1 protein-coding gene (running past one end of the window) is annotated in these 13,507 nt (G+C 71.4%); it reads left to right on the plus strand.

What is annotated here, in order from left to right; genetic code table 11:
• A protein-coding gene (locus HUA75_RS34425) for a non-ribosomal peptide synthase/polyketide synthase (protein WP_174488789.1) crosses the window boundary here: on the plus strand, window positions 1–13,507 show its 5' portion. 4,499 nt of this gene lie beyond the right edge of the window; 13,507 of the gene's 18,006 nt are visible here — the first part of the coding sequence; it begins with the start codon at window positions 1–3; its stop codon lies off the right edge, out of view.

Below are 13,507 nucleotides of genomic sequence, written 5' to 3' on the forward strand. Positions count from 1 at the left end.
ATGTCCGCCCACTCCACCTCGTCTCCTGGCTCCTCCACGTCTCTCGTCGGCCTTCTGCGTCAGCGGGCGCAGGGCCGGGCAGAGGACCCGCTCTACACGTTCCTGGAAGAGGACGGGGCCGCCAGCGGGATGACGGGCGGGGAGCTGGACCGCTGGGCCCGGCGCATTGGCGCGGCGCTGGAGGCGGTGGCTCCCGCCGGGGCGCGCGTCGTGCTGCTGTACCCGCCCGGCCTGCAGTACATCGCGGGCTTCTTCGGGTGCCTGTACTCGCAGCGGGTCGCGGTGCCGGCCTACCCTCCGGATCCGCTCCGGCTCGCGCGGACGCTGCCCCGGTTGCGGGCCATCATCGAGGATGCGCGGGCCACGGTGGTGCTCACCACCTCGTTCATCGCGTCCTTCGCGGAGTTGCTGTTCGAGCAGGCCCCGGAGCTCCAGTCGCTCCAGTGGGTGGCCACCGACACGCTCCCCGAGGACACGGAGCACGACTGGACGCCGGCGGACGTCGGCCCGGACGCGCTCGCCTTCCTCCAGTACACCTCCGGCTCCACGGGCACGCCCAAGGGGGTGATGCTCAGCCACGGCAACCTGCTGCACAACCTGGGGCTCATCGCTCACGCGTTCGAGAGCCGCCAGGACTCCGTGGGCGTCATCTGGCTGCCGCCCTACCACGACATGGGGCTCATCGGCGGAATCCTGCAGCCGCTCTACATGGGGTTCCCCGTGGCGCTGATGTCGCCGCTGGACTTCCTCAAGCGCCCGCTCCGGTGGCTGGAGGCCGTGTCGCGCTTCAAGGGCACCATCAGCGGCGGTCCGAACTTCGCGTTCGACCTGTGCGTGCGCAAGAGCACGCCCGAGGAGCGCGTGGCGCTCGACCTCAGCGCCTGGGAGGTCGCGTTCTGCGGCGCCGAGCCCATCCGCCCGGAGGTGCTCGCGCGCTTCACGGAGGCGTTCGCGCCGAGCGGGTTTCGCCCCGAGGCGCTCTACGCCTGCTACGGCCTCGCCGAGGCCACGCTGATCGTCTCGGGCGGCAAGAAGGGCGTGTTCCCCGTCCATCGTTCGTTCTCGCCCGGAGCGCTGGCGCGCAATGAGGCCCGAGTCGACACGACGACCGGGGGACAGGTGCTCGTCGGCTGCGGCGGGAACCTGCCGGACCAGGAGCTGCGCGTCGTGGACCCCGCGACGTGCGCGCCGTGCCCGCCGGGCACCGTGGGAGAGATCTGGGTCTCTGGCCCGAGCGTGGCGCGGGGCTACTGGCAACGCCCCGAGGAGACGGCCCGCGCGTTCGAGGCCCAGGTGCCCGGAAGTGACAGGCGATTCCTGCGCACGGGCGACCTTGGCTTCCTGCACGAAGGCGAGCTGTTCGTCTCCGGGAGGCTCAAGGACCTCATCATCCTCCGCGGCCGCAACATCCATCCCCAGGACCTGGAGCTTACCGTCGAGCAGAGCCACCCCGCGCTCCGCCCCGGTTGCACCGCCGCCTTCGCCTTGGACGTCGATGGTGAGGAGCGGCTCGTCGTCGTCCAGGAGGTGGATGTCCGCAAACTGGTGGATCCCGCCGAGGTGACGGCCCTGGTGCGCCGCCGGCTCGCGGAGCAGCACGACGTCCAGCTCCACGCGCTCGCGTTGATTGAACCCGGCAGTATTCCCAAGACGTCCAGCGGGAAGATCCAGCGCAACGGCACCCGCGCGGCGTTCGTCGCCGGCGAGCTGGCCCTCGTGTCGACCTGGCGCGAGGAGGCCGCGGTCGGCGCGACAGCTCCGGAGGCTGTGGCGCTGTCCTCGAGCGCGACCCTGGAGGAGACCACCACCTGGCTGCGGGACACCCTGGGCCGAAGGTTGCGTGTCCGGGCGGAGGAGCTGGATCCCGCCGTGCCCATCACCCGCTTCGGCTTCGACTCGCTCGTCGCGATCGAGCTGGGACACGCGCTGGAGATCGCCACGGGCGTCTCCTTGCGCATGGAGGAGCTGCTGCGAGGACCCAGCGTCATGGAGCTGGCGGCACTGCTGCACGGACGGCGCTCGGCCGCGAAGGCGGAGCTCCCGGCCATCACTCGCCGCGCGGATGACACGCCACCCCTGCTCTCCCCCGGCCAGGAGCGGCTATGGCTCCTGGAGCAGCTCCAGCCGGGCGGTGCCCTGTACAACCTCGCCGTCGCCGTCCGGTTCAAGGGCGCCCTGGACACCGGGGCCTTGGAGCGCGCGTTCCAGGACATCGTGCGCCGCCACGAGGTGCTCCGGACCACGTTCCGCGCCGTGGAGACGGAAGGTCCGGCCGTGCTGAGCGTCTCGCCGGACGCGGACTTCACGCTCACCACCGACGACCTGCGCGCGCGGCCGGCTGCCGAGCGCGAACGGGAGGTCCAGCGACGTGCGGACGCCGAGGCGCTTCGGCCCTTCCTGCTGACGCAAGGGCCGCTCCTGCGCGGGCTCCTGCTACGGACCGGCGAACAGGAGCACGTGCTCGTGCTCACGATGCACCACATCGTCTCGGACGGCGCGTCCATGGAGGTGCTCGTCCGCGAACTCGCGGCGCTCTACGCGGCGCACACCTCCGGTCAGCCGGCGGCGCTGCCCGAGCTGTCGCTGCGGTACTCCGATTACGGCGCGTGGCTGCGCGATCACCTGCGGGGCGAGACGCTGGAGCGATTGCTCGGCTACTGGCGGCGGCAGCTCGAAGGTGCGCCCGAGGTGCTGGAGTTGGGTGTTGCGCGGCCCCGGCCGGCGGTGTCCACGCACCAGGGTGACAGCGTGGAGGTGAAGCTGTCGGCCCTGCTGATGGAGCAGGTGAAGTCCCTCGCGCGCGAGCAGGGCGTGTCACCCTTCGTCGTGTTGCTGGCGGCGTTCCAGCTCCTGCTGGCCCGTTACTCGGGGCAGGACGACATCTGCGTGGGCACGCCCATCAACGGTCGTGACCGCCCGGAGACGCAGGGACTCATCGGCTTCTTCGTCAACACCCTGGTCCTGCGCACGCGGCTGGCGGGAGCCGCCACCTTCCACGAGCTGCTCGCGCGCGTGCGCGACGTCACCCTGGAGGCCTATGCCCACCAGGAACTGCCGTTCGAGAAGCTGGTGGAGGCGCTGCGGCCGACGCGCCACCTCGGGGCCTCGCCGCTGTTCCAGGTGGTGCTGGCCATCCTGCCGGACCCGCTCTCCGCGCAGCCGTTGCCGGGGCTGGAGCTTCAGCAACTGGAGCTGCCGAGCCGCCTGGTCCAGAGCGACCTGCGCCTCGCGCTCGCGGAGAGCGTCCAGGGCCTCCACGGCCGGCTGGAGTACAGCACGGACCTGTTCGACGCGGCGACGGCGCGCCAGCTCGTCAAGCACCTCGGCGCCCTGCTGGAGGCCGCGGTCTCCCAGCCCTCGGCGCCACTGGCGTCCCTGTCCCCGCTGGATGAAGTGGAGCGCCGCCAACTGCTCGTCGAGTGGAGCGGCGCCGTCCCCGGTGAGCCGGAGGATGTCTGCGCTCACCGGCTCTTCGAGGCGCAGGTCGCGCGGACTCCCGACGCAGTGGCGCTCAGCTTCGAGGGTGAAGAGCTGAGCTACCGCGAACTCAACGCGCGGGCCAACCGGCTGGCGCGGGTGCTTCGGCGCCGGGGCGTGGGGCCGGAGGTCCTCGTTGGCCTGTGCGTCGAGCGCTCGTTCGAGATGGTCGTGGGGCTGCTCGCCATCCTCAAGGCGGGCGGCGCTTACGTGCCGATCGACCCGAGCCAGCCCATGGAGCGGCTCGCCCTCATCCTCGACGATACGCGCGCTCCGCTCGTCCTCACGCGCCGCGCGCTGGTCGACCGGCTGGGCGGGCAGCAGGCCCGGGCGCTGTGCCTGGAGGACGTGGAGGCCGAGGTCCGCCTCGAGTCCACGGAGGACCTCGACGCTGGCGCCACTGGCGGCAACCTCGCGTACGTCATCTACACTTCGGGCTCGACGGGCCGCCCCAAGGGGACGCTCCTCCAGCATCGGGGCCTGTGCAACACGGCGCGGCAGACGCTCGCGGTGATGAAGCTGGAGGTGGGCAGCCGCCTCTTGCAGTTCTTCGCGCTGAGCTTCGACGCGGCGGTCTCCGACATCTTCCCGCCGCTGCTGTCGGGGGCCACGCTGGTCCTGGTGCCAAGGGACCGGCTGATGCCGGGGGCTCCGCTCGAGCAGACCCTGAACGAGCAGGCCATCACCGTCGTCACGCTGACGCCGTCCGTCCTCGCGCAGCTCTTCCCCGCGGGAGTGACGAGCCTGCGGACCGTGCTCACGGCGGGCGAGGCATGCACGCCGGAGATCGCCTTGCGCTGGGCGGACCGGCTGCGCTTCGTCAACGCCTATGGCCCCACCGAGGTCACCGTCTGCGCGACCTTCAACACGGCGATGGACCCCGAGCGCCCCACGCTGGGCAGGCCGCTGGCCAACGTCCAGGTGTACGTGCTGGATGACGCGCTCCAGCCCGTGCCGGCCGGTGTTCCGGGCGAGATGTACGTCGCGGGCGTGGGCCTTGCGCGGGGCTACCTGGGCCGCCCGGACCTCACCGCCGAGCGGTTCGTCCCCCACCCCTACTCCTCGGTGCCCGGTGCCCGGCTGTACCGCACGGGCGACCGGGTCCGACACCTCGCCGACGGCGACCTGGAGTACGTGGGACGTGTCGACGACCAGGTGAAGCTGCGCGGCTACCGCATCGAGCCGGGTGAGATCGAGGCCGTGCTGCGCGCGCAACCGGGCGTGCGCGACGCGGCGGTCATCGTCCGAGAGGACGTCGCGGGCGATCCGCGACTGGTGGCCTACGTGGTGGCCTCGCTCGAGGTGGCGCGCGGGCTGCGCGGCGCCATCGAGTCGCGACTGCCGGAGTACATGGTTCCCTCGGCCTTCATCCCGCTCGAGGCGCTCCCGCTGACCCACCACGGGAAGCTGAATCGCAAGGCCCTGCCTCCGCCGGAGGACCCGCGCCTCACACTGGGCGAGGAGTACGCCGCGCCCACGACGGACACGGAACACAAGCTGGTGGCCATCTGGGCGGAGGTGCTGCGGACCGACCGCATTGGCATCCACGACGACTTCTTCGACCTGGGCGGTCACTCGCTCATGGCCACCCAGGTCATCTCCCGCATCCGCACCGCCTTCGGGGTGGACCTGCCCCTGACCGCGTTGATGACCGATGCGACCACCGTGGCCGTGATGGCCCGCCGCATCGACGCAAGCGCGCAGCAGCCCCGCAGGGCCCCGCCGCCGCTCGCCAGGGTGCCGCGCACCGGGCCCCTTCCGCTGTCGTTGGCGCAGGAGCGCCTGTGGCTGGCCGACCAGCTCTCCCCGGGCTCGCCTCTCTACAACGTGCCCGCCGCGGTGAGGATGCGCGGCATGCTCCACGTGCCCGCCCTGGAGCGAGGTCTCGCCGAGCTCATCCGCCGGCATGAGGCGCTGCGCACCGTCTTCCGCGAGGTGGACGGGCGCCCGGTGCAGGTCATCCTGCCTCCGGGGGAACTGGCGCTGCCGGTGGAGGATTTGGGTGGCCGCTCGCGCGAGGAGGCGGAGACGGAGGCGCGGCGCCTGGCGCGCGAGGAGGCCGTGCGCCCGTTCGACCTGGCGCACGGGCCGCTCGTGCGCACGGTGCTCGTCCGCCTGAGTGAGGACGAGCACATCCTCTGCCTGACGCTGCACCACATCGTCTCCGACGGCTGGTCGGGCGGCGTGTTCCTGCGCGAGCTCGCGGCGCTCTACGGCGCCTTCAGCCAGGGCGGGCCCTCGCCGCTGGCGGAGCTGCCCATCCAGTACGCCGACTACGCGGCGTGGCACCGCGGCTGGCTCGAGTCCGGCGTGCTGGCGGAGAACCTGGCCTGGTGGCGGGGCAAGTTGACGGAGCTGCCCACGCTCCAGTTGCGCACCGATACGCCGCGCCCACCGGGTGAGCGCTTCCGAGGTGACAGTCGGCGCTTCACCTTCCCCGCGGAGCTGACCGCGCGGCTGGAGGCGCTCGCTCGCGGCGAGGGCGCCACGCTCTTCATGGCGCTGCTCGCGGTCTTCGACGTCCTCCTCCATCACCACACGGGGCAGGACGACATCGTCGTGGGCACCGACATCGCGAGCCGCGAGCACGACGCGCTCGAGGGCATCATCGGCTTTTTCACCAACCAGCTCGTCCTGCGCACGCCGCTGTCGGGCCAGCCCACCTTCCAGGAGCTCCTCTCGCGCGTACGGCGGGTCGCCCTGGAGGCCTACGAGCACCAGGACACGCCCTTCGGCCGGCTCGTCCAGGAGCTGCGCGACCAGCGCGCCGCCACGGGACAGCCGCTCTTCCAGGCCAAGCTCGTCCTCGAGAACGCCCCCATGCCCGCGATGCGGTTGCCGGGCCTCGCCCTGGAGCTCATGGAAGGCGCGAGCAACGGGCTGGCGCGCTGGGACCTGCTGCTCATCCTCACACCCGACCGTGAGGGCCTGAGCGTCGTCGCCGAGTACAACACCGACATCCTCGACGGCGAGGGGATGGCGCGCCTGTGGGAGCACTTCCTCCTGCTGGCCCACGCCGCCGTCGAAGCCCCCGGACAGCGCATCTCCACCCTGCCCATGCTCACCCGCGAGGAGCACCAGCGGCTGGCGGCATGGAATGGCCCCCTGCGGCACATCGCTCCGGACGCGTGCATCCCCGCCTGCTTCGAGCAGCGCGTGTCGGCGGCGCCGGACGCGGTGGCCCTCGTCTTCCAGGAGCAGACGCTCACCTACGGCGAACTCAACCGCCGCGCCAACCAGCTCGCCCACCACCTGCGCGGGCTCGGCGTGGGCCCTGGCAGCCGCGTGGCCCTGGCGCTGGAGCGCTCGCTGGAGCTGGTGATCGGCATGGTGGCGATCCTCAAGGCCGGCGGCGCCTATGTCCCGCTCGACGCGAGCTACCCGGCGGAGCGCCTGTCCTTCCTGCTGGAGGAAGCACGGCCGGCGGCCATCGTGACGCGCTCGGAGGTCGCCGACGAGCTGCCCGCGCACTGGGCCCAGCTTGTGTGCATGGACCGCGATGAGGCCACGCTCGGACAGAGGCCGGAGCACGACCTGGCGCACGCGGTGGGCCCGGAGTCCGAGGCCTACGTCCTGTTCACCTCCGGTTCGACCGGAACGCCCAAGGGCGTCGCGGTGCCCCATCGCGGAGTGCTCCGGCTGGTCCAGGAGCCGGGCTACGTGCGCCTGTCGTCGGAGGAGACCCTCCTGCAGTTGGCGCCGCTCGCCTTCGACGCGTCCACCTTCGAGATCTGGGGCGCGCTGCTGAACGGCGCCCGGCTGGTCATCGCGCCGCCGCACGCGCCGTCACTCGACGAACTGGGCGAGCTCATCTCCCGTGAGCACATCACCACGGTGTGGCTGACTGCAGGCCTGTTCCACCAGGTCGTCGACACGCACCTCGGAGCCTTGGCGCCAGTGCGACAACTGCTTGCCGGCGGTGACGTGCTGTCGGCTCCGCACGTGGCGCGCGTGCTCGAGACCTACCCCACCTGCCGGGTCATCAACGGCTACGGTCCCACGGAGAACACGACGTTCACCTGCTGCTTCCCGGTAACGGACCGTGAGGAACTCCGCGCGGGCGTGCCCCTGGGTCGGCCCGTCCCGGGCACACAGGTGTACGTGCTCAACCCGGCGTTGGCGCAGGTCCCCATCGGCGCGCCTGGAGAGCTGTACGCCTCAGGAGACGGGCTCGCGCACGGCTACCTCCACCAGCCCGCGCTGACCGCGGAGCGCTTCATCCCGAACCCCTTCGGCACCACGCCCGGGGCCCGGCTGTACCGCACCGGCGACCTGTGCCGCGTGCGCCGTGACGGCACGCTCGAGTTCCTCGGCCGCGTCGACAACCAGGTGAAGGTCCGTGGCTTTCGAATCGAGCCAGGGGAAGTCGAGACCGCCGTGCGACGCCACCCGGCGGTGCGGGACACCGTGGTCGTGGCGCGTGAGTTCGCCGGAGAGAAGTCCCTGGTGGCCTATGTCGTTCCCGTCGAGGGCCAGACGGTGACCGTCGACGGGATGCGGTCCTTCCTGTCGGACAAGCTGCCCGCGCACATGGTGCCAGCCGCCGCCGTAACGCTCGCGGAGCTGCCGCTCACGGCCAACGGCAAGGTCGACCGTCGCGCGTTGCCGGCGCCGGATGGGGCGCGCCCCGAGCTCGGCACGACCTACGCGGCCCCTCGCACCCCTACCGAGGAGATCCTCGCCGCGGTGGGCGCGGAGACGCTGGGCGTGAAGACCGTGGGTATCGACGACAGCTTCTTCGACCTGGGCGGCGATTCGATCCGCGCCATCCAGTACGTGGCGCGTTGCCGCGAGCGAGGCGTCGAGCTGTCGGTGGCGACGCTCCTGGAGAAGCAGACCGTCCGCGCCATGGCCGAGACGCTCCTGCACCAGGAGCCACCCCGGACGGAGGCGGCGACGAGCCAGCCCTTCTCCCTGGTGTCCTCCGAGGACCGCGCGCGGCTGCCCGCGGACGTCATGGACGCCTACCCTCTGGCCGCGCTCCAGGTGGGCATGCTCTTCCAGAGCGAGTACAGCCAGCAGTCGGCGCTCTACCATGACGCCTTCAGCTTCCACCTGGAGCTGGAGGACGCCAGCGCCGAGCCGCTGCGGCACGTCCTCCAGGAGCTGGCCTCGCGCCACCCCGTGCTCCGGACCTCGTTCGATCTGGTCCGCTTCAGCGTCCCGCTACAGCTCGTCCACCGCGAGGCGGAGGTGCCGCTGCACGTGGAGGACCTCGGTCACCTGTCCCGCGCCGAGCAGGACACCGTGCTGCGGGAGTGGCTCGGCCGTGAGCGCAGCCGCCCCTTCGCATGGGACCGGGCGCCGCTGCTCCGCTTCGGCTTCCACCGGCGCGGTGAGCACACGGTGCAGCTGTCCGTCATCTTCCACCACGCGATTCTCGACGGCTGGAGCTTCGCGTCACTGCTGACCGAGCTCGTCCCCCGCTACCTGGCCGTGCGGCGGGGCGCGGCGGCGCCCGTCCCTCCGCTGGGGGCGGTGTACCGTGAGTTCGTGGCGCTGGAGCGTCAGGCGCTCGACTCCGAGGAGACGCAACGTTACTGGCAGGAGCGACTGGCCGAGGTGTCACGCGTGCGCGTGGACGCCGCCCGCAGGACGGGAGCCCAGGCGCCGGGCCCGCTCCTGTTTCGCGAGTTCCCGCTGACGGAGCCGTTGGCCAGGGGACTCCGGGCTCTGGCCCACCAGGCCGTGGTGCCCATCAAGAGCGTCCTGCTCGCGGCGCACCTGCGGGTCCGAGGGGTGCTCGAGGGGGCCTCCGAAGTGGTGACGGGCTTCGTGGTGAACGGCCGCCCGGAGGTGAGCGACGGCGAGCGGGTGCTGGGCTTGTTCCTCAACAGCGTCCCCTTCCCGGTGCGGCTCGGCGGAGGCACCTGGGTGGAGCTGGTCCGCGAGGTGTTCGCCCGCGAGCAGGCGCTCTCCCCGCATCGGCGCTACCCGATGGCGCGGATGCAGCAACAGTTGGGGGGACGCCCGCTGTTCGATGCCCTCTTCAACTTCGTCCACTTCCACGTCTCCGAGGGGCTGACGCGCATCCCGGGAATGAGGCTGGTGGAGCCGTACTGGGAGACGTCGTGGCTGGACATGCCGCTCGACACGACGTTCAGCGTGGACCCGGAGACCCAGGACGTGAAGCTCACGCTGCGCAGCCACGGGCGCGAGTGGGACCTGGACCGGCTGGAATACATCGCCGGCATCTACCTGCGCGCGCTGGAGGACATGGCGCGGCACCCGCTGGGTCGCTACGAGTCCTGCCAGCTCCTCGACGCACAGGAGCGTCACCGCCTGCTCGTCTCGTGGAACGACACGGCCACGCAGGCGCCACTCGCGAAGCACGTCGGCGCGTTGTTCGAGGCCCAGGTACAGCGGACGCCCGACGCGGTGGCGCTCCAGGTCGACGCCCTCTCGTTGAGCTACCGCGAGCTGAACGCGCGGGCGAATCAGCTCGCGCGCGTCCTGCGGCGCAACGGAGTGAAGCAGGAGGTGCGGGTCGCGCTCGCGCTCCAGCGCGGCCTCGACATGGTGGTGGGCGTGCTGGGCGTCCTCAAGGCCGGCGGTACCTACGTACCGCTCGACCCGAGCTACCCGTATGAGCGGCTCGCCTACGTGCTCAAGGACAGCGCGGCCCAGGTGCTGGTCGCCCATTCCATCCTCCGCGACGAACTCCCCGACACCGGGGGGCCGCAGGTGTGCCTCGACGAGATCGACCTGTCCCCCGAGGAGGACACGGACCTCGGCGTGACGGTGGACGCGGACCAACTGGCCTACGTCCTCTACACGTCGGGCAGCACCGGCCGGCCCAAGGGCGTCATGGTGACGCACGGGGGCGCCGTCAACTACCTCGTGTGGAGCCGCGAGGCCTATGACGCGGCGTCGGGTGCGGGTGCGCCCGTTCACTCGCCGCTGGGCTTCGACCTGACCATCACCAGCCTGCTGACGCCCCTCATGGCGGGAGGACGAGTCGTCCTGGTGCCCGACACGAAGGCGGGCGAAGGGCTGGCCCAGGTCCTGCGCTCGGGCACGGACCTCTCCCTCGTCAAGCTGACGCCAACCCAGCTGTCGCTCCTGGAGACGCAGCTTGGCGACGTGGCCGTGGCTGGCCGCGTGCGCTGCTTCGTCGTGGGCGGAGAAGCGCTGACCTCCGCCGCGCTCGCGTTCTGGCGTGAGCGGGCGCCGGCCACGCGCATCATCAACGAGTACGGCCCCACGGAGACGGTGGTGGGCTGCTGCACCTTCGAGGTGGGTCCCCAGACCGCCTTAGGGAGCACGGTGCCCATTGGCCGCCCCATCGCCAACACGAAGTTGTACGTGCTGGACGCGCACCTCATGCCGGTGGCGGTCGGCGTGGCGGGTGAGCTGTACATCGGCGGAGCGGGCGTCGCGCGTGGCTACAGCCAGCAGCCCGCGCTGACGGCCGAGCGGTTCGTGCCGGATTCGTTCTCCTCCACGCCGGGGCAGCGCCTCTACCGCACGGGAGACCTCGTGCGCTGGCGCGCCGACGGCGAGCTCGACTTCCTGGGACGCATCGACGACCAGGTGAAGGTGCGCGGCTTCCGCATCGAGCTGGGCGAGATTGAAGCGGTGCTCGCCGAGCACTCGGCCGTGAAGGAAGTGGCCGTGGCGGTGCGGGACTACGGCGGTGACCGCAAGCTGATCGCCTACGTCGTCGCTCACGACGCGCCGCCGAACTCCCTGGAGCTGAGAGGCTGGCTGCTGACACGGCTGCCGGAGCCCATGGTGCCCTCGGAGTTCCTCACCCTGGACGCGCTACCGCTCACCCCCAACGGCAAGGTGGACCGCAAGGCCCTGCCCGACATGGACGTGAAGGCGGTGACGGACGGCATGGCGTATGCCGCGCCGAGGACCCCGGTCGAGGAGCGGATCGCGGAGATCCTCGCCATGGTGCTCGGACGACCGCGCGTGGGGCGGGATGACGATTTCTTCGCGCTCGGTGGCCACTCGCTGACGGCGACGCAGGCCATCGTCCGCGTCCGAGATGCCTTCCGCATCGATCTGCCAGTGGGTGCGCTCTTCGATGCGCCCACCGTGGGCGCGCTCGCCGAGCACGTCGAGCGAGCGTTCGACGCCGGGGTGGGCGTGCGGTGGACGCCCCTGGTGCGCGTGCCGCGCGACGGGACGCTGCCCCTGTCCTTCGCTCAGCAGCGCCTGTGGTTCATGGACCAGTTGGAGCCGGGGAGCGCCGCATACAACATCCCCGCTGCGGTGAGCATCGAAGGTGACCTGGATGCGGCCTCGCTGGAGCGCGCGTTCGCCGCGCTGGTGGCGCGTCATGAACCCCTGCGGACGGCGTTCCGCGCCGAGAACGGGCAACCGATCCAGGTCATCTCCCCGGTGGGCGAGCTGCCGCTGCGGCGGGTGGACCTGCGCGGGCTGCCCCTGGCGGAGCGCGACGCCGAGGAGCGGCGCCTGAAGGCCGAGGAGGCGCAGACCCCGTTCGACCTCCAGCGGGGACCGCTGCTGCGCACCGTGCTCATCCAGCAGGACGAGCGCGCCTACACGCTGCTCGTGACGCTGCACCACATCATCTCGGACGGCTGGTCCACCGGCGTGCTCATCCGCGAGGTGGCCGCGCTCTATGAGGCCTTCTCCGGTGGAAAGCCCTCGCCCCTCAAGGAGCTCGACTATCAATACGCCGACTTCGCGGCGTGGCAGCGACGGTGGATGGATGGACCGGAGCTCGAAGCAGAGATCGACTTCTGGCGGATGACGCTCGCCGGCGCCCCCCCGCTGCTGGAGCTCCCCACCGATCGCCCCCGTCCCCCCGTCCGTGCCTACCGGGGAGCGACACACCCGGTAACCCTGCCCAGGGAGCTGTCCGAGGCCATCAAGGCGCTCGGCCAGAAGGAGGGGGCCACACCCTTCATGGTCCTGCTGGCGGCATTCCAAACGCTGCTGGCGCGCACCTCCGGCCAGGACGACCTCTGCGTGGGAACGCCCGTCGCGGGCCGGACGCGCACGGAGGTCGAGGGCCTCATCGGCTTCTTCGTGAACACGCTCGTCCTGCGCACGAGTGTGGCGGGAGACCCGTCGTTCCTGGAGCTGCTCGGCCGGGTCCGCGAGGTGACGCTGGCGGCCTACACACACCAGGACGTCCCCCTGGACAAGCTCGTGGAGCAACTGCACCCCGAGCGCAGCCTGAGCCACCCGCCCCTCTTCCAGGTGGTGTTCGCCCTCCAGAACGCGCCGACGGCCGAGCTGACCCTCCCGGGGCTCGTCCTCAGGGCGCTGCCCACCGAGAGCCAGGCGGCCAAGTTCGACCTGGCCCTGTCGCTCCGCGAGGGGCCTGACGGCTTCGACGGCTTCATCGAGTACGACACGGACCTGTTCGACACAGAGACGATTTCCCGGATGGAGGACCAGCTGCGCGTCCTGCTCCAGGGTGTCGTGTCCGAGCCTCGGACTCGCCTGTCTCGGCTGGCGCTCACGCACACGAGCGGGCTCTCGTCCTTCGAGCTCCGGCCCGCTCCGGAGCACCCCAGCGTGCTCTCGCTCATCGCGAGCCAGGCCTCACTTGCACCCGAGACACCAGCGGTCATCGACGGAGCGCGCGTCTTCACCTACGGAGAGCTCGTCCGTGAGGCCTCGCGCCTGGCTCGCGGGCTCGCGCGCATGGACACCCGTGGGGAGCGTCCCATCGCGGTGTTGCTGGAGCGCTCGGCCGAGATGGTGATCGCGCAATTGGCGATCCTCAAGGCGGGCAGCGCGTTCATGGCGCTCGACCCGACCATGCCGGACGCCCGTCTGCGCGTCATCCTCGCCGAGGCTCACGCGGCGGTCGTCGTGACCTCGCCCTCGCTGGCGGCGCGCCTGCCCCCGGGGCTCCAGGTGGTGTTCGCCAACATCCACCCGCCCGACGCGGGCAGGGTCGCGGACGAAGGCACCACCGAACCGCCGGAGCCACTCCCGTCCCAGTCCGCCTACGTCATCTTCACGTCAGGCACGACGGGCGTCCCCAAGGGCATCACCGCCGACCATGCCGCGCTGGCCCACCTGACCGCGTGGCACCAGCGCG

It is taken from the genome of Myxococcus sp. CA040A, from assembly GCF_013336725.1.
Lineage (GTDB): Bacteria > Myxococcota > Myxococcia > Myxococcales > Myxococcaceae > Myxococcus > Myxococcus llanfairpwllgwyngyllgogerychwyrndrobwllllantysiliogogogochensis.